Genomic DNA, 22,320 nt, shown 5'->3' on the forward strand with positions numbered 1-22,320 from the left:
CTTATTTGGGACTCAGTTAAGACTGATCCCCCCTAGCCCCCCTTAGGTCGGGGGGGACAAGAGTATTCTCTTTCCTCTCTCTTGTTAAGGAGAGGATAAGAGTATTCTCTTTCCTCTCTCTTGTTAAGGAGAGGATAAGAGTATTCTCTTTCCTCCCCCGACCTAAGGGGGATTGAGGGGGATCGGGACTCGGTTATAAACGAGAATACAAAGGTTTTTAGGGTTAATTGGGCAGCAATGGGCAGGGCTCAGCTATACTTCCAACTTCCCATCTAATTAAGAATTAATCGTTAAAGTAAAAATGAATGTCGCAATCAGGCGATCGCAGATTTCTGATATCGATGTTTGCGCTCGCATTAATTATGAAGCTTTTAAAAGTATTTCCGATCGCCACTGCTTCCCTCACACAGATTTTCCGACGCTAGAGTTTTCAACTGAGATTATTGGCCTTTTGATCGAAAGTCCGTCGTTTTTCGGCATAGTAGCCGAGAGTGACGGTGCGGTTGTCGGCTGCGGTTTTATGGACGAACGCAACCCGATTCGCGGTATTGGGCCAGTAAGTGTAGATCGCACTTTTCAAGGCCGCGGTGCAGGGCGGGAAATGATGAAAACCTTACTGGAACGGGGACAGGATGCTGTAGGCATTCGTTTGGTGCAAGAATCTTTCAACATGGGCTCGCTGTCGCTGTACTCTTCTCTGGGCTTTGAGGTGAAGGAAGCTTTCGTGTTAATGGAGGGGAAGTTTCGCAGCCCGCCGCAGTATGGGTTTGAGGTGCGGCCGATGGCTAGTGAGGATGTGGGCGAATGCGCGGCTTTGTGCGAAAAAGTCTGTGGGTGCGATCGAACTTCCGACATTGAAGACGCCCTAAATAACTATTCTCCCTTAGTTGCGTGCCAGCAAGGTCGGATTGTGGCCTATACTTGTGCGGTGTCTGCTTTGGGTCACAGCGTCGCCGAAACCGAGGCAGATATGCAGGCTTTGCTCTTGGGGGCTGCTGCGTACAGTTGCGAAGAAGTGCTGGCTTTTCACTTGCCGCTGAGGTATGGAAGTCTGTTTCGCTGGTGTTTGCAACAAGGGCTGCGCGCCGTCAAGCCGATGGCGGTGATGGCAGTTGGCGAGTACCAATCGCCGGAGGGATGTTGGTTTCCGTCTTTTGTTTATTGATTGTATAGCAAAGTGAGTATATGATATTTCCCGATTTCTCACAATTCTGCGAACTGGCAAAACAAGGCAATTTTGTACCCGTGTATCAAGAATGGGTGGCTGATTTGGATACGCCTGTGTCTGCGTGGTATCGGGTTTGCGCCGGTCAACCTTACAGTTTTCTGCTGGAGTCGGTGGAAGGTGGGGAGAAGGTTGGGCGTTATAGTTTGTTAGGGTGCGATCCGCTGTGGATTTTGGAGGCTAGGGGCGATCGCACAACTCAAGTTTACCGCGACGGTTCCCAAAAAGTATTTGCGGGCGATCCGTTTGAGGCTTTAACCGAGTGTTTGCAGCCTTACAAGCCAGTGAAATTGCCCCAGTTACCGCCGGGAATTGGCGGGTTGTTCGGTTTTTGGGGTTACGAGTTAATTAAGTGGATTGAACCGCGAGTTCCGGTGCATCCGGCGGGCGAGAATGATTTGCCGGATGGATTGTGGATGCAGGTTGATAATTTGTTGATTTTTGACCAGGTGAAGCGGAAAATTTGGGCCGTCGCCTATGCGGATTTGCGCGAGACTGGCGTTGATTTGGCCCAGGCCTATGGGGTGGCGTGCGATCGGGTTTCTCAGTTAGTTGATAAACTGAAATCGCCACTTTCACAACAATCTACTCTGATAGAATGGACTCCGCCGAGTTACGGGCAAGATGCCAGTTCCACAACTGAAAATACAGAATTAGCTTACAGCAGCAATACCACCCGCGACAAGTATTGTGAAAATGTATTGAAAGCCAAGGATTATATCAAAGCCGGAGATATTTTTCAGGTAGTAATTTCGCAGCGGCTGGAAGCAGAATACAGCGGCGATCCTTTTGCACTTTACCGCTCTTTGCGCCTGATTAATCCTTCTCCGTACATGGCTTATTTTAATTTTGGAGATTGGCAGATTATCGGTTCCAGTCCAGAAGTGATGGTGAAGGCAGAAAATACTGTTGACGGCAAAAAGATTGCTACTTTGCGGCCGATTGCGGGTACGCGCCGCCGGGGTCAAACTCCCCAACAAGACGATGCTTTAGCTGCTGAATTACTGCAAGATCCGAAGGAAATTGCGGAACACGTGATGTTAGTTGATTTGGGCAGAAACGATTTAGGCAGAGTTTGCCGGAATGGTACTGTCAAAGTTGACGAATTAATGAAAATTGAGCGTTATTCTCACGTGATGCACATTGTGAGTAATGTAATCGGAGAATTGGCTGAAGATAAGACAGCTTGGGATTTGCTGAAAGCTAGTTTTCCTGCTGGTACGGTTAGCGGTGCTCCGAAGATTCGGGCGATGGAAATTGTCCACGAGTTGGAAGGTTGCCGTCGCGGCCCGTATTCTGGGGTTTACGGGTATTATGATTTTGAGGGACAGTTGAATAGTGCGATTACAATTCGGACTATGGTTGTTCGTTCTCAGGGAGGTGGCAAACATTCGGTTTGTGTGCAAGCCGGTGCTGGTTTGGTGGCGGATTCTAACCCGGATATGGAGTATGAAGAAACTCTCAATAAAGCACGGGGTATGTTGCAGGCTATTCGCTGTTTGAAGTAGCAAGTCAAAAATCTTGTCGGTGTCGATAAGAGTCGGCGATTAAAATCGCGTCTATACAAACAATGTCCGCCTCCGCGGACAAAGAGAAAAAGAGAAGATGACGTAATTTTAACCGTCTGGTATTCAACCCGCGGAGGCGGGTTTTGTTTGTATAGACGCGATTTCAATCGCCCGGTGTTCTAAATCTTAAAAGAGGGAAATATGAATTTTTATATAGTTGACGTGTTTGCCGAGTCAAAATATGCTGGCAATCAGCTAGCTGTATTTTGTGGCGCGGGAGTTGCGGAACTCTCAGAGGCCGAAATGCTGCTGATAGCGAAGGAAATCAATTATTCGGAAACCACGTTTATTCGATCGCCCGAACCGCAAAATAACGGCTATGACGTGCGTATCTTCACGCCCAAGAAGGAATTACCGTTTGCCGGTCATCCGACGCTGGGGACGGCGTTTGTGTTACAGCAAGAGGTAATTGGCGAAAAGGTCGATCGGGTAATTCTCAATTTAGCCGTGGGTCAAATTCCTGTCACCTTTAATTATCGCAACGAATCCGCAGATATTTTATGGATGCGACAAAACCCGCCAACATTCGGTCAAGTTTTGCCAACCGAAACTCTCGCCAACGTCCTAAATTTACAATCCGATGAAATCGATACAAACTTCCCAATTCAAGAAGTTTCTACCGGAGTACCGTTTATAATTGTCCCTTTAAAAACCCTCGCAGCCGTCAAAAAAGCTCAAGTCAAATTAGATAAATATTTTGAACTAATTAATACCACAGAAGCCAAAGAAATTTTGATATTCTGCCCAGAAACTTACAGCGACATTAATGATTTAAACGTCCGAGTTTTCGCTTATTCCTTAGGAATTCCCGAAGATCCGGCGACGGGGAGTGCCAATGGCTGTTTGGCTGGATATTTGGTACAATATGCTTATTGTGGGGAATCAAAGATTGATGTGAGAGTCGAACAGGGTTATGAGATTGGTAGACCTTCGTTGCTGTTTTTGAAATCTCAAAAATTTCAGGAAAAAATAGAAGTTTTGGTGGGAGGTAAAGTAGTGATGGTGGCGAAAGGAGAATTTGTTTAAAATATTCAAATATAGCTTCCTATATAGGTTCGTAGTGAGGACTTTAGTCCTTCTTTGTTGCGGACTAAAGTCCTCACTACGAACGATTCAGCTATAGGTTCGTAGTGAGGACTTTAGTCCTTCTTTGTTGTAGACTATAATCCTGACTACGAACCTATTCAGCTAATATGAGGTAGCTCATATTCATTGCTGTCGGTTACTGGCATAGTGAAAGCATCATTTTTCTGAGATACTTCCAATGTTACCAACATTTTCGCGCAGTTTAAATTTATCCCTTGACGATTCCGAAGCCCTGCTTGCACTTCCATTAACCAGCTTGCTGGATTCACCGGAATTCAATCAACTCTTGGAAAGTCTGGATACTGCTTTGCTTAAAGAAAGTTTGCCTACTGCTGGGGCTGTATTATCCCAAAAACTCCCAGCTTTTTATGATTGGTTGCAAACAGAATTGGGAATTAAAAATGTCCCAGATAGTCCAGATCATGCTACGCAATGGGTAGTCAGTTTTCTAAAGAATCAAGAGAGTTTAACTCGTTTAGTTGAGATGCACAAATCGATTCCAAGACTTGCATTAGATCGATCGATTCCTCGGTTAGTTAGCGCCTTTGATGGGGTTCAACCCACCGCCGTCAAAGAAGAGTGGCAAAAAGCGATCGCAGCGCTTTGTCTGGTACTCGCCGTCGCAGCGCGGGAAAACCAGTCACCGGGCGCATCAAAGGCTTTGGTAGGGGTTTAGGTAAAGCGGTTTTTGCGGAAAATTTGCAGTTGCGCGCGATCGATCTCAACGACTACCGGCTTTTTCTTGTTGAGGACGATCGCATTATGCCGATTTAACAACAGCCACTGAGCCAACATTACCACCAAAACTCGCCTTTTGCGAAACTTACCTTCAAAACGGGCCATTCGGACGATCGCCTCTTCGATTTTATACCACCAGTTTTTCCCTTTCTGAGAAATCACAAAAATCCTTCCCGGTATGTAATCGCCTCCATTTGCCCAGAAAGCATACCTTTCGCCTAAACTAAAGTAGTGAAAAACATTTGTAGCGGTGCAAGTTTGAGCTAACTTTTCCGCAACCCCCAAAGAATTGAAAATTACAATGGAGCGAATATAATCCGGGTATTTTGCTACAATTTGCTGAGCAACTTTGCCGCCCAAACTTTCTCCGATGACATCCGCCGGATTTCCGCTGCGAAATTGCTGTTTAAGCCAATCTATAGCGCCTACAGTTTCCGCAGCTTTTAACTGGCGTTCTAGTTTTGCCACAAATACATCGGGCGTATCTTCCAAAACGCGATCGAAAGGATACCACGAACCGTATCCGCGAATCACGAGCACGGGCGGATTATTCCCAGAAACCGGAAGGCGACTTTCAGCATAAAAACCAGTGCGAAAGTCTTCAAAGACTTTTTCTATGGTATAATTTTCATCAACAACTTGCCCCTCTGCGTGCCGAACATAAATTGACGGATTGCTGGGATCCTCAGTATCGTGGAGTTGGGGTTTGGCAAACTTTTCGTAGAGGGAATCTAGCAAGTGCCTTCCTGTAGGGCGATCGACAAAATCCAAGTTTATTGATCCATACTAAATTAAAAACAATCTAAAAATGGTTCGTAGTGAGGACTTTAGTCCGCATTCATGAATGACTAAAGTCTGAACGCTCAAACCTCTATTTCGCGTTTTAAAAGGTTCGTAGTGAGGACTTTAGTCCGCATTCATGAATGACTAAAGTCTGAACGCTCAAACCTCTATTTCGCGTTTTAAAAGGTTCGTAGTGAGGACTTTAGTCCTCAGGAAAAGAAGGACTAAAGTCCTCACTACGAACCTCTACTTCACGTTTTAAAAGGTTCGTAGTGAGGACTTTAGTCCTCAGGGAAAGAAGGACTAAAGTCCTCACTACGAACCTCTACTTCACGTTTTAAAAGGTTCGTAGTGAGGACTTTAGTCCTCAGGGAAAGAAGGACTAAAGTCCTCACTACAAACCTTGTGCAATTATTACAAAACTCGCAACGTGCTCGCAATACTATCGACTGCTTCCATCGCGCGAATTTCATCGAGTGCTTGTTGAAAATTACCTTCCCGAACATCGTGAGTCACCACAACAATTTCTGCTAAATTGCCGTGAATTCCCGTTTGCACAATTGACTCCAAACTCACTTGGTGGTTGCCGAAACAAGTGCCAAGTTTGCCAATTACCCCCGGAGTATCCCGCGTCAGAAAACGCGCGTAAAAGCGAGTCACAAGTTCCTGCATTTCTGCTATTTTGCAGTAGTGTTGGTGAGTGCAACTCAGCAAAGGATGGGGAATCGGCACAGTTTCGGTTTTCAGGATAGCAGCCACATTCAAAATGTCGGATACTACCGCGCTGGCTGTGGGCCCAGCCCCCGCACCGCGACCGTAAAGCATCAATTGCCCGATCGCATCTCCTTCGACTAAAATTGCATTGTAAACGCCGTTCACACTCGCCAGCGGATGAGCTTTTGGCACAAAAGTAGGATGCACCCGAATCGAGAGGAGTTCCCCTTCTGCATCCCCATTATGTTCGGAAATTTTGCTAGTTTCTTGAGCAATAGCTAGCAATTTGATCGTAAATCCCAGCTTGTCGGCGTAGTCAATATCAGCCGCGCTAACTTGCCTGATACCTTCGCAGTGAATATCTGCTAAATTGATGCGTCCGCTAAAAGCTAACGAAGCTAAAATAGCAATTTTATCAGCAGCATCTAATCCATCCACATCTGCTGTGGGGTCAGCTTCAGCATAACCTAATTGCTGAGCGTCCGCGAGCACTTCGCCAAAGTCTGCGCCTTCACTCTGCATCCGCGTCAGGATGTAATTAGTTGTGCCGTTAACGATACCAGTTACACTTTTGATGCGGTTTGCACCCAAAGATTGTTTGAGGGTTTGAATGACCGGAATGCCGCCACCCACAGCAGCTTCTAGCATTACATAAACGCCTTTTGCGTTAGCAGCCTCGAAAATTTCATTACCGTAGCGGGCGATAACTGCTTTGTTGGCGGTGACTACGTGCTTCCCGTTGTCGATAGCTTGCAGAATGAGCGATCGCGCCGGTTCCAATCCGCCAATCAGTTCTACTACAATATCAATTTCCGGGTCAGTGGCGATCGCCTCTAGGTCAGTTGTCAGCACATTTTCTGGCAATTGTAAAGACCGAGTTCGAGAAATATCGCGCACTCCCACCCGATAGATTTCCAATTCCTGCAATAGCGGATGGCGCCCATCTGCGGAGAGCAAAATCTCTGCTGTGCCCGCGCCAACCGTACCCAAACCTAGCAAACCAATTTTGAAAGCCACGACTTTGACCCGTAGAAAATCACTTAATCTACAATCATTGTATGATAACAGCGCATTCATAGAATACCCAGATACCCGACTTCTTTAAAAAGTCAGACTCTATATCAGATCGTGTCGAGTCAATCACTCGCAATAAAAACAGTTCGTAGTGAGGACTAAAGTCCTCATAATTAAAGGACTAAAGTCGAATGGCACTGAAAAAGGCTTAATCACCTTCGTAGTTTAGCTTTCAAGACAGAGCGAGGTTCCTGCATTCGAGAATACGGTTTCGGCCTTCGTTTTAAAACTCTGGGCTCAGAACGCCCAGGTCGAATCGTAAGTAAATTAGTTGCCACCTGTTCCAAAAGTAATTGACGCCATTGTCGCTGTTGGCGTTTTCCTGTAGTTGCCAACAGCGTCAATAACAGATTAAACTGTTGCCTAGTTGATTGGAATGAGAGTTGAAAAACTGTATTTTCTGATGAAGATACAGCCTGCCACATAATGGTACGTAATAAATTGTAAGCTAATAAGTGTGTCCAGATTTCTTTTCTCACCATCACCGGAGTTTTAGCTGTTAACATCTCCATTTTTAACGTGGTTTTGAGATAGCGTAAATTGACTTCGGCTGCTGACCAACGTAATCCATATAAAGCAGTCAATTTTTTGACAGTGTACCGCTTGGCATCCACCAATGTTGTGACTACAATTATCCGCTCATCTCTAAAACCACGGTGCTTAATTCGCAAGCATACTTCTCGGACAATGAAACTAGACGGCAATGCCTCGAATTCCTCATTGGTCATGTGGTTGGGACGCTGTTGAGGCTTATTCCAGACAACTTTATGGTCGCCTATTCCTAACTTTTTGCCCCGTCTAAAGTCTGTTTTGCGGAGATGATTTTTACGAAAAACAGCGTCGGCTCCTTGCTGTTTTACTAAAACTAAATCGACATAATTACCGTAAGCTTGATCTGCTAATACTACATCCTCGGGGACTAAATTTCCATAAATCAAACGGCTCATCACAATCTCACTCACCGCCAAGGATGCTATGCCAGCGGATACCACAGCCCCAGTTAGTAATGAAAACATTACCACCATTTTCGCAATGGGAAATCCACATCCTGGTTTTTGATTGCTGTGTTGCGGATACTCGGCTTGATTTTCATCCGTATCACTCATCAATACTGTTGTCCCATCTAATACTCGCACTCGTCGTCCACACCATTGTTTTTCTATGCTCCCTTCTTTTTCTAAGGCCTCTGCGACTATGGGTACTAACTGTTGAACAAGTTGTTCTGGTAGTCGTTTACGAGCTTTACTATATGCCCCTGTGTCAGAAGAAGGAGGCTTGGCTCCGGCTGCACTCAGCCACGTACTCATCCGCTTCACGGCTTGACTCAAACTTTTGTCGGGATCTAGTACCTGGGATACCATCGCCCACAGGGTGACGGATGGTGTGTAGATGCTTTGGTAGTAGGTGATCTTCTCTTTCGCTAGAAGCTCTTGGATTAAGGCATCTGGCAGCAGCTTTTCCCAAGGTGAGGCAACGCTTTGCAAAAATTGTTGTTTGAGAATGGACGCACGATTTGACATAATGGAAAGACATATTTTGGTTTGTAAGGCAATTATCTATGTATATCTTGCCTTACAGATTTTTTTTTGGTCACTTTTTCAGTGCCATTTGACTAAAGTCCTCACTACGAACCAATATGATTGTGATTGTTATATTCAGAAACGATCTCACAAATTAATCCAGACCTTACATCAGGCTTTGCATGGTCATTTAAATTTATGTATCCATATTTTCTCCCAATTCTCGAAGCCGCTGCGCCAATCTTTCGGATCGCTGCCTTTCTGAATTAACTTGCTGTTCTAGTTGCACATTTTCCTGTTCTAGCTGCTGTAGATGTGCTTCTTCTGCTCGAATTAAATCTTCTAATATAGCAGTCATAAATGAGTCGTAAAGTTTTTTGCCCACCCCAACCCTCCCCGCGAGTTCGGGGAGGGAGTAAGAAATTTACAAATGATTTAGGATTGCTATAGACGAGATGGAATTAGTAGAAGAATTCAACTTTCATAGTAGGAACAAGAACCCAAGAAATCCTGAACCCAGCACAAGTCATGAAAGCAATGATTTTGAATAAATTAGGATTTTTAAGCGCGCCATTATAGCCTTTCTCAAAAAGATGAGGTATAACTGACAGCTTATATAACCGCTTAAACCAAGAGGGCCCAAGCCCAACAACGTCCGCGAATCTTTGTGAGAACCGCTATATACATATTCGAGTAATTTTTCGTAGAAAAAGCAACATCACATCTAATCGGAAAGGTAATATTACCCGAACATCTAAACAGCGACGCACCAGACAATTCATAACGGGGATGAATAACCAGGATTTGGTATGAAACGATAGTTAAGCAAACAAGACAAACAGTTGTTTTGTTTACAGTCTGCTCGCTATGGCTGGTGCGTCGCTGTCAGATTCTCGGTTTGTATTGAGGGATTTTTGTCAAGCGATGCACCTACTTCTTCCTTCATCCTTCATCCTTCTTCCTTCTTCCTTCTTCCTTCATCCTTCTTCCTTCATCCTTCTTCCTTCATCCTTCATCCTTCTTCCTTCATCCTTCATCCTTCTTCCTTCTTCCTTCATTAAAAAACCCGACACTGACAACATATTTAAACTTGTCAGTATCAGGTACAAAATCAACAAATTACCAACAAAAATTTAGGACTTTTTGCCAAAAACTTGTTCTTTCAAAGCTTGAATTTCTTGACCTAATTGTTGGCGGTTGGAAGAGCGCAGCAAATAGCGGTAGATAAACCAGGCTGTATATCCGATACCAATTAGCTCGAATGTGGGTGCTAGCAGGGGGATATCGTTTAGTTCGTCTACAATGCCCAAAAGCACTTTCAAAGAAACAATCGAGGCTAAAATGACACCTACAACTGTCAAAGGACTTTTGTACTGCTCGTAAAAGCTGCCGATGTAAGCAGGAAACTCCGACAAAATTGAAATAATTTGTTCTTTGATCTGCTGTGTCTGATCTGGTGGTTCTTCGGTAATGATAACTTTTGTGCTACCGCTCGAACTGTCTGCTTCATTTTCAGCAGGAATTTCGGTGATGATAACTGTTGTTTCTGGTTCGTTTGATGAAGTCATTTCTCCACTCGCAATAGTTTTTTGCTGATTGGCGGCAGGTATTTCAACTGCTGCTGCGGCTGTTTCAACTGCCGAAATATCGACTGCTGAAACCTCCGTTCCGACTGTTGAAACAGCCGGTGTTTCGACTGCTGTAACTTCCGCTGCTGGTTCAAGAGTCGGCGTTTCGACTGCTGTAACTTCCGCTGCTGGTTCAAGAGTCGGCGTTTCGACTGCTGTAACTTCTGCTGCTGGTTCTACCAAAGGCGTTTCGACTGTTTCAAGAGTCCGTGTTTCGACTGCTGAAACCTCTGCTGCTGATAGCTCAACCGCCTGTGTTTCGACTGTTGAAACCTCGACTGCTGGCTGTTCCCCCTCGGAAATTTCGGCGGGAGTTTCGGCTTTGGGTTGTTCTAGGCTAGGAGTTTCGGCCGCAACACCAACTGCCGGCAAATTCAAGTTGCTAATGGCATCAAGCAAGCGGGTTTTAGCCGTCCCCCGCTGGTGAAGGATTACCCAAGATTCTATCAGGTCGGGGCCGTGCATTGCACCTGTCAGAGCGGCTCTGAGCGATCGCATAATCAGCCCTTTGTTAAGATTTTTCTCTTTACTGAGCTTTTTAGTGATTTTCTGAGCTTCTGCTGCTATTAGGGTGGGATGACTTTCCAGAGCTTCTTGAACTGCTTGTAAAGCCTGTGCAGCGCCTGATTGCTGCAACTGTGCGAGTGCTTCTTCTTCGTATTCCAAAGTTGGCAAGAAGAACAACTTGCACATACCGACAGCATCGGTTAAGCGAACGAGACTCGGGCCGATTAAAGCAGCTATTTGTTCGAGCCAAGGGCGATCGGCCTTAGAATCAAACTCATAACCGGCTTTCTGCCAATAAGGTATCAGCAAATCTGTCAATTGCGGCACAGGCATCTTGTGCAGGTATTGACCGTTAAGCCAGTTCAGTTTATCCCAATCAAATTTTGCACCGGCTTTGTTGACTCGATCGAATGTAAATACTGCCGCAGCTTCGGACAATGTAAATATTTCTTGCGTTGAATCCGGCGCCGTCCAACCCAGCAAAGTCATGTAATTGACTAAAGCTTCGGGGACGAAACCCATATCTTTGAAGTCAGAAATCGAGGTAACGCCGTCGCGTTTGGAAAGCTTTTGCCCTTGCGAGTTCAAAATCAGGGGCGTGTGGGCAAATTCTGGGATTGTCGCGCCCAAAGCTTCGTAAAGCAATATTTGTTTCGGAGTATTGCCGATGTGATCTTCACCGCGGATGACGTGGGTGATGGCCATGTCAATGTCATCGACAACTACGGCGAGGTTGTAAAGGGGCTGGCCGATGACGCCGCCGCTGGATGCCCGGGCGATTACCATGTCGCCGCCGAGGTCGCTACCTTTCCAGGTTACGGTGTCGCGCACCATGTCATTCCAGGAAATAGTGCGATCGTCCTCAATAATAAACCGAATCACAGCTTGCCGCCCTTCGGCTTCAAAAGCTGCGCGCTGTTCCTCCGTCAGGTGGCGGTGGCGGTTGTCGTAGCGGGGGGCCTGTTTGTTGGCTTTTTGCGCTTCCCGCATCTCGTCAAGTTCTGCTGAGGTGGTGTAGCAGCGGTAAGCGAGTCCTTTGTCGAGAAGGGTTTGGACTGTTTGGCGGTAGATTTCCAGACGCTGGGACTGAAAACTCGGGCCTTCGTCCCAGTTCATACCCAGCCAGGTGAGTCCTTCGAGGATGTTGTCGGTGTATTCGCTTTTAGAACGTTCTACGTCTGTGTCTTCTACCCGCAGGATGAATGTTCCGCCTTGGTTGCGGGCAAACAGCCAGTTAAATACGGCGGTTCTGGCGGTACCGATGTGGAGGTTTCCGGTGGGACTGGGGGCTAGACGGACTCTGACGTTCATTTATCTTTTTGCTTTGAGATTGGGGGCAATTTACTGGTTGGGGGATTTGCTGTGGCTGTGACTACAAATTTTATTATATTTTGTTGCCGATGTGAAATTTGCGATTGCCGCTGCTTTGCCTCAAATAGTTTAATAATAAGGCATCGAGCGTTCTGGCTACACTTTCCGGCAAGGCAGCAGATGGAATAATGATACTAGCATTAGGGGCTGTCATTCCTTAATTAACCTTTTGGACTATTTTTCAAGGCAGGAGTAACTGCCCGCCGACTGGCAATGCGGGCCCAGTATTCGTCTATACTGAAGAGGATGCTATGAGATAGTTCAATCGCGATCGGTCTATTCACTTAAAAATTCCTGTAATATTTTCGATTTAGCCTTGCCAGTCTTTTCGACATCATCGGTTTTCTTAGCATAAAAAAGAGATGAATGCAACTGTTCTACGAGACCGTTATCACATTGTTAAACCTCTGAGTGCTGGGGGGTTTGGGCAGACCTTTTTAGCGGAAGATTGGGATTTGCCGAGTCACCAGATATGTGTGGTAAAACGCTTTCAGCCTCAGTCTAATGAACCGTTTGTTTTACAACAAGGTGCGCGGTTATTTAATCAAGAGGCAGAAATTTTACACCGCTTGGGAAATCACGATCGCATTCCGCGTTTATTAGCGCATTTTGAGGAAAATCAAGAATTTTACATGGTTGAGGAGTTTATTGAGGGGGATGTGTTAAGTAATGAGTTGACTCGCGGGATGCAGAAGGGCGAAGATCAGGTAATTTCGCTGTTGCAGGACATTTTAGAAGTTTTGGCGTTTGTTCACGGTCAGGGTGTAATTCACCGGGATATCAAGCCGGCTAATTTGATTCGGCGTCAGTCGGATGGAAAAATTGTTTTAATTGATTTTGGGGCTGTTAAAGAAATTGGGTGTTTGTCTGTGAATATGCAGGGTCAACTTACGCCTACAATTGCGATCGGCACTCACGGTTATATTCCAGATGAACAGGCTAATGGGAAACCACGTTTTAGTAGTGATGTTTATGCGGTGGGGGTAATTGCGATTCAGGCGTTGACGGGTTTAAATCCCGAACCGAATTTTGGGGGGTTTCCTGAAGATGCGGTAACGGGGGAGTTTCAGTGGCGGGATGCCGTGTCCGTGAGTGGCGAATTGGCAGATGTTATTGATAAGATGGTGCGTAAGGATTGCCGACAGCGTTATGCTTCTGCGGTGGAAGTTTTGCAGGGTTTAGATGTTTTTTTGTCGAATACAAAAAGTAAAACTTTGATTTCAGCAGCACCTATTTTAGCATCAACTCAAGTTTCTCAACCCCCTGTTTCTTTTATGTCTATTTTATCTTGGTTTCGCTCTCGGAAAGAGACCACTGCGCTTGCAATCGCACTCACTGCGGTAATCATTGCACCGTTTAATGAAGACTGTCGTAAGTTTTTTGTTAAATTTATGTTTAGCTATTCATATTATGAGGATGAAAAAATCAAGATCAAGTATCCTGCTGAATGGCAGCCATCAACTTCTGTCACTGGAATAACTCCTGATAGGATAGTCTTCAAGTCGCCTAAAGATAATGGATTTCAAGAAATTGTGACTGTTTATTCTGAAAAATTATCTCCCCAGATGTCGTCGTCTCAAGACTATTATGAAAAAATATTGAAGCCGGAAATCAATAAACAAGTTAGCAAAGATCTACTCCCAAACACTCCACAAAAAACAAACTTGGCAAACAACTATCCAGCACAAATGCTTGTTTTTATTACAAAACAAAAAGACTCGGCTGGAAAAAACGTTGTCCCAATAAAGCATAAATTCATTTGGACTGTGAAGAATAATCAAGCCTATATTCTGACCTATAAAGGTGAAGATAGCAATTTTTTAGAAGATGAACAAAAAGTTATTGAACCCATGAAACAATCTTTTGAAATTCGTTAATTTCCAAAACTCACTCAGTATTTTTTTGAAGCCTTTTTAGGTTATTTTTGGGTTCTTCGCAGCTTAAGGTTCCCTTGCCACAATGTTCTGATGATTTTTGGAAATCAGCAATGGCTATATCTATATCCTTCATATTTTCATGAGCAAGCCCCCTACTGTTGTAAGCGTAGGCATTTTTAGGATCTAATTTAATCGCTGCATCGTAATTTTCAACAGCTTTTTCATTCTTGTCTTGTTCCTTATAGACATTCCCGATATACACATAGATATCAGCATTTTTACCATCTAGCTTAAGAGCTTCATTGTAATTATCAAGAGCTTTTTTATAATTTTGCTTTTGATTATAATATATATACCCCAGAATTATATGAGTATTGGAATCCTTATAGCCTAACTTAATTGCTTTATTATAATTTTCAAGAGCTTTATCGTAGTCCTTTTTGCCGTCACCATAATATATATCCCCAATTTTGCGGTAAACCCTAGCATTTTTATAACCTAATTCAATGGCTTTATTATAATTTTTAAGAGCTTTGTCATAGTCTTTATTATTATCATATACATAACCCTTACTGCTATAGGCAATGGCATAATCAGGTTTTAATTTAGTTGCCTCATTGTAATCTTTAAGAGCGTTATCATTCTCTCCTGTGTCAGAATATACAACTCCCCTGTTGTGGTAAGTATAGGGATGTGGCCGAAGTTTTATAGATGCAGTATAAGCGTCGATGGCTTCTGGATAACGTTTTAATTCGTGCAGAACAACACCTTTCCACAAGTACAAAACAAAATCTTCTTCCTTTTGTTTTTCTGCTTCTTCAATGGCTTTTTCGTAAGCATTCAAGGCATCTTTGTACTCTCGTAAACTATAATGTGCATCTCCTTTTTGACGCCAAGCTGCATAAAAATCTGGCTTGTATTCAACTGTGTTACTAAAACATCTAACAGCTTCCCTATAATTATCTTGAGCCCTTGCCGCCAATCCCCCTGCATACCAAGCAAGATAGGAATTAGGATTAATACGAAGGACTGTGTTGAAAGCATCAATCGCATCCGAATAGTTGCCGAAGCGCCATGATTGATTACCATAGTTTATCCAATCTTCCTCCTGGGCCTCGCTTGATGGCTTTTTTATAGTTCGTGACATCTGGAGAATATTGGTAAGTTCTTTTGTTGTAGGAAATTCAGGTGTAGACGTTTCTACTGCCAACCCTTCCTGAACCCCTAAGTTATTTATCAAACTTAAAATTGTTTTACTTGGTATCCCTAAACTATAACCTATATTAACGCCATCTTGTGTTTCGGTTTTTCCATGAATGCCTATAACTCGTCCTTGAGTATCAAAAACAGGGCCTCCACTCATCCCTCCTTGCGTCATATTGGTGTAAGTCAGTTCATAGCCATCTTGCAAAGAAAAAGCATCTTTTGCATCGTATATCCGAGTTGTTTCGGGAGACAAAAACCAGCCAGCAGTCAGGAGAGAACTGGGTTTTATATAGTTTTTAGATACAGGCCAACCAAAGACGAAAATGTAATTTTTATTTTTTAATTCATAATTTCCCAGAGTGGCGACTGAATAGTTGATTTCGCTAGTAAATGAGACGACTGCAATATCTAAACCTTCTAATTTTTTCTCGGTTCCGGACTTGATCGTATATCGTTGGTTATCTGGAGCAATAATGGTATAATCCTGTTCAGTTTTTGTGAGAACATGAGCAGCGGTAAGGACGTAGTAGGTATATTTGTTTTCCTTTTCGGTTTTATTCTTGGCAATAATCACACCTGAACCACCCCCAACTTTTCGTTCGATTCGCACTGTAATTTGTTTTGCTTTTGTCTCAATCTCACTGGGTAAACCTGTTAGAGTTTGTGAAGGTGGGTTGACGAATTGCGAAGCAGTTTGTGCTAAAATTTCTACAGGCACTCCCCAACTCAAACGAAGCATTTTTTCGCGTTCTTTTTCGTTAGGGCGAGTTCCATCTTGAAACACAAATGGATCACCAAAAGGAGGATGAGAGTGTCTGCCATTTAAGCCAATTAACTCTCCCAAATGGTTCACAATAGGGCCGCCGCTCATTCCTTTTTGGATAGCATTGGTATAGCCAATTCGGTAGCCATTTTTAAAGTTTTTAGGTGGAAAAAGCTCTATAGTACCCGTTGTAAAATTCACTTTTTTATCGTCATCAAAAGGAAAACCTGTAGCATAAACTTTTTCACCAGTATTCACATACTTGCTTTGATTAATATTTTTTAAATCAGGAAAATTTGCCGTCTCATAGTTTGCATCAGAGAAAAACTCTAATAACACCAAATCATTATTGTCACTAAATTTAACACTTTCAACAACTGAGCCGGAGTAAGTTTTTTTGTCTGGGGTTTCGATCCGATAAGGTGCTTCATCTTCACCAAGAATGTGAGCATTTGTCAATACGGTGTAACGAGAACCATCTTTACGAATCAAGGTTCCTGAACCTCCGCCGGATTTATTTGTAGTCACGCGCACGGTGATCGATTCAGAGAGTTCTTTTAATTCTGCTTCCGGTAATTTTGCAATTCCAGTTGACTGGAATTGCTGTACAAAACTATTAATTCGTTCGCAGCCAGACAGAACGGGTGAAATGAGCAAAAAACCGCTCAGACAAGTCAGGATAAAAAGATGTCGGTTTTTCATTTTTATATTTTTTGTGTTTACTGAAGGTGGGAAAGGAGGGCGGGAAAACACCAGCCCTCTAATTTACTATTAGTTTTGAAATGGTAACAAAGCTTGTTTAGAAAGTTTTTACGGGTTGCGAAGTTCTGTGATAGCAAGGTAAGGTTTACCACCGCTTTGTTCAAGTGGCTTACTTGCATTAGGCTGTAATTTACGAAGTACGCTCTCTACGGTATCTGGCGGTGTTACGTCAAATAGTTTCAGATTACAAGTTCCGTTTTCTTTGTCAGAAATACAAATCACTGACTGCTTGTTTTGCTTTTCTGATATAAGATATCGAAGACCTCCGTTACTTGCTGCTTGTTGAAATCTGAGAGATACCTGTTGACAGCGTGTTTCAGGGTCATATCCGGCTGCTGTAAAAATTTCTGATTTCCAGCGAATCACAGGCTGGGTCTCTTGAGAAGTCTCAACAAACGTAGTGGGAATACCATTTTTGTCCTTCTCACAGAAAAACCTTCCTTGATCCACCGGGAGTATCCTCCGATCGCAGCCACTCATCATCCCTACCAACAGACAACCAACCAAACATCCTGGGAAAAATCGTTTTTTCATTTAGAACTTCATCGGCATGGAGAGGAACAAATTATTTTCTCTGACCTTACGCTTATAATAGCAGAGCTATCAGGTCGATCGCTGGTGTCAACAAAAATTTAATAACACAGGACTTACGCACAGCGGTCAAAAAGCCGGTTTCTGAGTCAACATCTTGAGAAAAAACTAAGATTTTTGGAAGAAAACGGGTTTTTTGCGTAATTCTTATACAAGATGACCACTAACAGCAGATAGCACAATTCGAGTTGACTCTTGTAAAATACTGATGCGAGTCTGTTGTTCCTCGCGATCGCCTTTTACCCATGTCTACTGCACAAACTGAATTTCCCGAATCTTTAGAAATTAAGCCATCTTGGCAGATTGAGCTTTTGTACGACGGTGAATGTCCGCTGTGCGTGCGGGAGGTCAATTTCTTGAAAAAGCGGGACGCGGGCCGAGGTTTGGTGTCGTTTGTGGATATTGCCGAAGATGACTACAACCCCCAAGCCCACGGCGGAATCGACTACGAAACGGCGATGGGCCGGATTCACGCGGTGTTACCCGACGGTACGGCAATTAAAAATGTTGAGGTTTTTCGCCGGATTTATGAGATTTTGGGAATGGGCTGGATTTATGCGGTGACTAAATTGCCGATTATTGGGTCGATCGCAAATTGGCTGTACGGAATTTGGGCCGATTGGCGGCTGCCTTTGACGGGAAGACCTAATTTAGCTACTGTGATGAGCGATCGAACTGCACGGATCGAGTGCGAAACAGAAGGCCGCTGTCGGGTTGACAGTTGACAGTTGACAGTTGCATCGAATCTGGTCAATCCAAAAAAGATCGAACTAATCTCAAGATAAATTAATAAAGCAGCATAAAAATATGGAAGATGCAGGATATACAGTCTTCATGGGCTTCGGATTGCTCTGGGTACTGATGGGAATTGTGGCTGTGATTACCCTCTTCAAGTCCGACGGCCAAAAACTGCGGTTTGGTAAATGGGGACTGTTAGTTGCGATTCCGATCCTAGTGCCGATCGCCCTGGTTTTAAGCTATCAGATATTCCGGCCGTTTATTATTCAGCACCTTTGAGCGCTGCTGGGAGTCGATCGTCCGCCGGAGAAAAGAGTTAGTTAAATTAAGTTAAACATTATTGCTGATTTTCGGGCGATCGCAACTGCTCCCTCACCCATTGACGCAAAGACCGAATTATGGCATTGTCATCTTGAGTTTCTGCCATCTGCAAGAATTGATTGAGCATTGCTACAGAAAGGATGGGAAATGTCGGACTGCGATCGCAGGTAATATATTCCCGATTTTGCAATTGATAAATTTGGACAGTTTGTCCCCGATACCGCCAAACTTCAGGAATTTCTAACTGCTTGTAAACTATAAATCGATTAGAAGAAGGACTGCTAATATCAACTTCAATTACTAAGTCTGGGGGAGGATCGGTTGAGATGTCAAGTCTTTTCCCTAGAATGCGATCGACATTTTGGATATAAAAACATGAATCTGGTTCTGCACCTTGTGCTAAATCTTCACGATTGAGAGTCGTCGAACCAAATCCCTTAATCTTCAAGTCCAACTCTTCAGTCAAAGCTGTAACAATCCGTTTCAGCAAACAGTTAACTGTTTCATGCAAATCTGAGGGCATGATAATTTCTAACACTCCTTGAGAATAAGAAAACCGCGAGGCTCTCTTGTCTCCGGCTTCTGCTAACAAGCTTTCGTAAGTCTGCCAACTGATGTTAGATAATACCACCCGTTGCGTAGTTTTTTCTGGGGAGGGGTTAATGAGGGTAACTGTCAAAATTCCCTCCTCCTTACTTAATTCATAAAATACTAAAGCCCTAAAATTTTTATTTTAGAAAGTCTACTTTCGAGGGAACGGGACAGACGGGGCTCGAACCCGCAACTTCCGCCGTGACAGGGCGGTGCTCTAACCAATTGAACTACTGTCCCTCGTGTTTGCCTTTGTTTGAGGCACAATTTCTATTATGCAGATAACTGCACCGTTTGTCAAGAGGTTTTTTGAACTTTTATTTGGAAGCCCAAAATTTGAGTCTCTTGCAGGGGACTGAAGTTGTTGTCGCTTACCAAAATCAGACCTCTGGTACCATCGGCTAAATCGGGGCCAAATGTCAAGCCCTCAATGTTGTCTAGGGGAATTTTCAGAGTTTCCAAATCTAGCAGCAGCCGTTTTTGGGCGGGGGAAACCTCGCTGATACGTGTTTTGAGGCTTTCGATTGCTTCAATGCGATCGGCTTTTTCCAAAGAAATCTCAAAAATTCTGATCGTCGTGCCGGTTTCCAGGGAGAAAGCGCGCTCTAAACTCAGCAAGCGCTTGTCGTCGATCGCCAATAAATCCACTAAACCGTTGCTAGTTAATTTTCCCACAGGATTCGCACCAGGGGGTAGCGGTTCGGTAATGTAGGCAAAGGAGGCGTCAGGATTGCCAGTCGCAGCATCGTACCGCAAAATCCGGCACGGGCTGCCTTTTTCCAGGGAAGTTACGGCACCATCTTGAACTGTAGCGTTTTCGGTGGCGGTGAATAGGTATTTGCGATCGTCCGTTAGAGTCAAGCTTTCAAAGGCGAGATTGTTGCGGATGCCTTTGGTGCCTTTGGCGTCGGGCAAAAATAGGTCAGGAATTGGTAGCGTTTTGAGCAGTTTACCATCCAGGGAGAATTCTTTGATGAAGGGATTGATTTGGCGATCGACATCTCCCTCAGAAGAAACAAACACACTGTTGCCAGTAAAAGTTATCCCTTCTGGATCTAAACTTAATTCGGAAAAACTTTTACCGTTTTCATCCAATAAAGTCGTCACACCAGTAAATTCAATCTTTTCTTTTTCCAGCTTACCCGATGCCAAGTTGATTTTTAGAGAATAGAAACGCGCCGGAGCCTTACTGCTGCGGTCATCAGAAATGGCATAATAAATTTGTTTCTCGGCATCATAGGTAATTCCCGAAAGTCCGCCAATTTCCGTCCCCTGAAAGGGAGAACCTGTTGGAAATATTGCCCTGCCGATAAAATCTATTTTGGTAACAGCGAAAGATTGGGCTGACAAGTTTACCAAAACAGCAACAGTTGCTGCTATCAAAAAACAGGCAATAAATATAAGTAGCTTCCCTAAATTGTGCATTTTACTATCTTCTTCTCTTTCTTACTTCGCGGCCTTTGCGTCTTCGCGGTTCGTTCAATCAGAAAATCACTGCTTCTGACTCAACAAAAAATTAGTCAACCAATCTTTAACGATGTAAGTAGCGCGACAGTCGTCCTCATTGTAGCGGACGATCGCCTCCAAGAGATCGCGATCGCCCGTTTTGAGCCAATCATCGTACCAACAGACACACTGAGCACCGTTAGCCTTAGCATCGCGCCAGTCAAAACCCAACCAGCGCGCAATTGGTTTGAGTGCGTAACTTTCCACCGGCATAATTGCTTGTTGCGTCACTTGCTTGTGAATATCGACAAACCGTTTCAGCACTGGCTTCCACAAGTAAGCTGGAGTGTTGTAAAGTTTAGCTAGCCGTTTAAAAGTCTTGACTTCGTAGTCGCAAAAGTGGAAAATCGGAGCAATGGGATAAGCCCACATTAGTTCTAAAAATTGCTCCCAGATTGCACCTTCCTCAGCAGGTGATTCGGCGAGAAAACCGTGGAATTTTTCGGTTTTATTGTACCTATCGACAACTAATACTCCGTGGAGATAGTCTAGATTTAACTCCGGTTCGGCTTCGATGTCAAAGTAGAGTTCGATTGGGGCGATCGGCAAAAAGACAGATTGAGAATAAGGAATTGGCTTGCTGCGGAGAATTGGCGCTGGTTTAGAAGGTGAAGCAGGCTTATTTTCTGTATTCTTTACCAGCTCAATTTTAGGAATTACTAAATTATTATTTGCCTTTTCTGGTATTCTTATAAACTGACTAACCGCTGCTACTGCCGAACCTACATCCGTTACATCCGCTACAAAATCCGTTGCCGAACTTCCTTCTTCTCGCAACAGCGGTTGATTTAACAAGTGAGATTGAGCTTGTCGCACCACATCAAAAGCAACTCTGTCAGGAAATTCTGGATAATCTGCCAGCAATTCACAACTAGCATTTGCCAGAGATGTAACATCAGTAATTTCGAGAGTCTTTAATCTAGCATAGCGGCCGGCAGTAACTCCGGGCAATAACGAAAGATGTTTAATAGATTCGGCTTCCGCGTGACAGACAGTATACCAACCGCAAAGATTGCACTTTTGACGAGAAATGAAAACCTCCGGCTTATCTCGATTTTCAATCATCTGGATGCAGTCGTCTAAAAGCTCGAACATCTCAGGAGTTCGCCGATCGAGATTAACTTCCCACAGCCCTTTTTTTCGCAGCAGCAGCCACGCATTATCTGGCATTCTTTCTTGCACGGAAGCTAACACTTGGGCGTGAAAAGCTGCGATAATTTGATAGTCTAGTTTTGGTCGCTTGCTAAGCCAAATATCCGCAGTAGCATAACTCCAATCGCCAAACTTAGATTGTCCCGGCTGCTTGATTAATAAATGCGGGCGGCTGATGAGGGTAATATTTGAAGAGTGAAGGGTTGAGGATGAAAGATGCACCGGAGTTTCGTGAATTTCTTCGCCAAATTCGGGGAAGTATTGACTGTCAATTCCTACCAGAGAATCTGTTGCGCCGCTGATTTTGCCGAATTCACCCCGGATGAGCACTCCTCGATAAATGCGATCGACTCCTTGCTGCATTAAACTTAAGGTAGCCGCCGCCCCAGCTTGCCAATCCCCTCTAGGATATGATGGTTGTTGGTAAGTCTCGTGTTCTAGAGCCTGCTGCTGATACGTCCCGCTGTCGCGCATCAGTTTCAACAGAAAATCGCTAGGAGGATCTAATTGTTTCCAGTCTCCGCAGGTGTCTAAAAATGCTCGGAGATGGCATCGTTGATAGGAAAGTAAGAGTTTGTCAGTTATTAACATTTAGTATT

18 protein-coding genes, 1 tRNA gene and 2 pseudogenes are annotated in these 22,320 nt (G+C 44.1%); 8 read left to right on the top strand and 13 right to left on the bottom strand.

All coding sequences use genetic code 11. The annotated features are described in order from the left end of the window. Positions 1–301 precede the first annotated feature (301 nt). The 4 genes from QZW82_RS11830 to QZW82_RS11845 all read left to right on the top strand — a co-directional run bounded on the left by QZW82_RS11830 (position 302) and on the right by QZW82_RS11845 (position 4,555). The gene (locus QZW82_RS11830; RefSeq protein WP_293148283.1) at positions 302–1,165 is read left to right on the top strand and encodes a GNAT family N-acetyltransferase; all 864 of its coding nucleotides are present in this window, start codon (positions 302–304) and stop codon (positions 1,163–1,165) included. Between the two features lie 20 nt (positions 1,166–1,185). Continuing rightward, positions 1,186–2,733, top strand: a complete 1,548-nt coding sequence (gene trpE, locus QZW82_RS11835) for an anthranilate synthase component I (protein WP_293148285.1) — start codon at positions 1,186–1,188, stop codon at positions 2,731–2,733. A gap of 201 nt (positions 2,734–2,934) precedes the next feature. Continuing rightward, complete coding sequence (locus QZW82_RS11840) at positions 2,935–3,819, top strand: PhzF family phenazine biosynthesis protein (protein WP_293148287.1); 885 nt, start codon at positions 2,935–2,937, stop codon at positions 3,817–3,819. 238 nt (positions 3,820–4,057) lie between these two features. Then, positions 4,058–4,555, top strand: coding sequence for a hypothetical protein (locus QZW82_RS11845; RefSeq protein ID WP_293148289.1), 498 nt, complete (start codon positions 4,058–4,060; stop codon positions 4,553–4,555). Here QZW82_RS11845 and QZW82_RS11850 read toward each other — a convergent pair. The 4 genes from QZW82_RS11850 to QZW82_RS11865 all read right to left on the bottom strand — a co-directional run bounded on the left by QZW82_RS11850 (position 4,552) and on the right by QZW82_RS11865 (position 9,066). Continuing rightward, positions 4,552–5,355, bottom strand: a complete 804-nt coding sequence (locus QZW82_RS11850; RefSeq protein ID WP_293148290.1) for an alpha/beta fold hydrolase — start codon at positions 5,353–5,355, stop codon at positions 4,552–4,554. The two genes, QZW82_RS11845 and QZW82_RS11850, sit on opposite strands and share 4 nt — an antisense overlap. Positions 5,356–5,814: 459 nt before the next feature. Further along, positions 5,815–7,131: a homoserine dehydrogenase gene (locus QZW82_RS11855; RefSeq protein ID WP_293148292.1), complete on the bottom strand. Its 1,317-nt coding sequence runs from the start codon at positions 7,129–7,131 to the stop codon at positions 5,815–5,817. 209 nt (positions 7,132–7,340) lie between these two features. Beyond that, positions 7,341–8,708 (bottom strand): IS4 family transposase, encoded by a 1,368-nt coding sequence (locus QZW82_RS11860; RefSeq protein ID WP_293148294.1) that lies wholly within the window; start codon positions 8,706–8,708, stop codon positions 7,341–7,343. Between the two features lie 196 nt (positions 8,709–8,904). Continuing rightward, positions 8,905–9,066, bottom strand: a complete 162-nt coding sequence (locus QZW82_RS11865) for a hypothetical protein (RefSeq protein ID WP_293148295.1) — start codon at positions 9,064–9,066, stop codon at positions 8,905–8,907. A gap of 97 nt (positions 9,067–9,163) precedes the next feature. Here QZW82_RS11865 and QZW82_RS11870 point away from each other — a divergent pair. Beyond that, positions 9,164–9,284 (top strand): annotated as a pseudogene (locus QZW82_RS11870) (DUF4277 domain-containing protein); the annotation flags it as partial. Between the two features lie 557 nt (positions 9,285–9,841). Here the strand turns inward: QZW82_RS11870 and QZW82_RS11875 are convergent. From QZW82_RS11875 to QZW82_RS11885, 3 genes and pseudogenes are all read right to left on the bottom strand, one after another. Beyond that, complete coding sequence (locus QZW82_RS11875; RefSeq protein WP_293148373.1) at positions 9,842–10,276, bottom strand: CAAD domain-containing protein; 435 nt, start codon at positions 10,274–10,276, stop codon at positions 9,842–9,844. 444 nt (positions 10,277–10,720) lie between these two features. Continuing rightward, positions 10,721–12,154 (bottom strand): annotated as a pseudogene (gltX, locus tag QZW82_RS11880) (glutamate--tRNA ligase); the annotation flags it as partial. A 73-nt stretch (positions 12,155–12,227) separates the two neighbouring features. Beyond that, positions 12,228–12,368 carry a hypothetical protein gene (locus QZW82_RS11885; RefSeq protein ID WP_293148296.1) on the bottom strand — a complete coding sequence of 47 codons (141 nt, stop codon included), beginning with the start codon at positions 12,366–12,368 and terminating at the stop codon, positions 12,228–12,230. A gap of 208 nt (positions 12,369–12,576) precedes the next feature. Here QZW82_RS11885 and QZW82_RS11890 point away from each other — a divergent pair, with 208 nt between their 5' ends. Beyond that, positions 12,577–14,091 carry a serine/threonine-protein kinase gene (locus QZW82_RS11890; protein ID WP_293148297.1) on the top strand — a complete coding sequence of 505 codons (1,515 nt, stop codon included), beginning with the start codon at positions 12,577–12,579 and terminating at the stop codon, positions 14,089–14,091. Positions 14,092–14,101: 10 nt separating this feature from the next. Here the strand turns inward: QZW82_RS11890 and QZW82_RS11895 are convergent, their stop codons facing one another. Both QZW82_RS11895 and QZW82_RS11900 read right to left on the bottom strand, forming a co-directional pair. Next, complete coding sequence (locus tag QZW82_RS11895; RefSeq protein WP_293148298.1) at positions 14,102–16,762, bottom strand: serine protease; 2,661 nt, start codon at positions 16,760–16,762, stop codon at positions 14,102–14,104. A gap of 108 nt (positions 16,763–16,870) precedes the next feature. Continuing rightward, positions 16,871–17,356 (bottom strand): COP23 domain-containing protein, encoded by a 486-nt coding sequence (locus tag QZW82_RS11900; RefSeq protein WP_293148300.1) that lies wholly within the window; start codon positions 17,354–17,356, stop codon positions 16,871–16,873. A gap of 302 nt (positions 17,357–17,658) precedes the next feature. On the opposite strand from QZW82_RS11900, the gene QZW82_RS11905 reads away from it, so the two are divergent. Both QZW82_RS11905 and QZW82_RS11910 read left to right on the top strand, forming a co-directional pair. Continuing rightward, a complete protein-coding gene (locus QZW82_RS11905) occupies positions 17,659–18,138 on the top strand; it encodes a thiol-disulfide oxidoreductase DCC family protein (protein ID WP_293148302.1) in 480 nt (159 codons plus the stop codon). A gap of 82 nt (positions 18,139–18,220) precedes the next feature. Further along, positions 18,221–18,430 carry a hypothetical protein gene (locus tag QZW82_RS11910; RefSeq protein WP_293148304.1) on the top strand — a complete coding sequence of 70 codons (210 nt, stop codon included), beginning with the start codon at positions 18,221–18,223 and terminating at the stop codon, positions 18,428–18,430. Between the two features lie 58 nt (positions 18,431–18,488). Here the strand turns inward: QZW82_RS11910 and QZW82_RS11915 are convergent, their stop codons facing one another. The 4 genes from QZW82_RS11915 to QZW82_RS11930 all read right to left on the bottom strand — a co-directional run bounded on the left by QZW82_RS11915 (position 18,489) and on the right by QZW82_RS11930 (position 22,312). Beyond that, a complete protein-coding gene (locus QZW82_RS11915; RefSeq protein WP_293148306.1) occupies positions 18,489–19,151 on the bottom strand; it encodes a Uma2 family endonuclease in 663 nt (220 codons plus the stop codon). Between the two features lie 78 nt (positions 19,152–19,229). Further along, positions 19,230–19,303 (bottom strand) — tRNA-Asp (locus QZW82_RS11920). A 57-nt stretch (positions 19,304–19,360) separates the two neighbouring features. Continuing rightward, positions 19,361–20,488, bottom strand: a complete 1,128-nt coding sequence (locus QZW82_RS11925; RefSeq protein ID WP_293148308.1) for an esterase-like activity of phytase family protein — start codon at positions 20,486–20,488, stop codon at positions 19,361–19,363. A gap of 66 nt (positions 20,489–20,554) precedes the next feature. After that, positions 20,555–22,312 carry a TM0106 family RecB-like putative nuclease gene (locus QZW82_RS11930; protein WP_293148310.1) on the bottom strand — a complete coding sequence of 586 codons (1,758 nt, stop codon included), beginning with the start codon at positions 22,310–22,312 and terminating at the stop codon, positions 20,555–20,557. Positions 22,313–22,320: the final 8 nt, after the last annotated feature.

This window comes from Microcoleus sp. bin48.metabat.b7b8b9.023 (assembly GCF_013299185.1).
Classification (GTDB): Bacteria; Cyanobacteriota; Cyanobacteriia; order Cyanobacteriales; family Microcoleaceae; genus Microcoleus.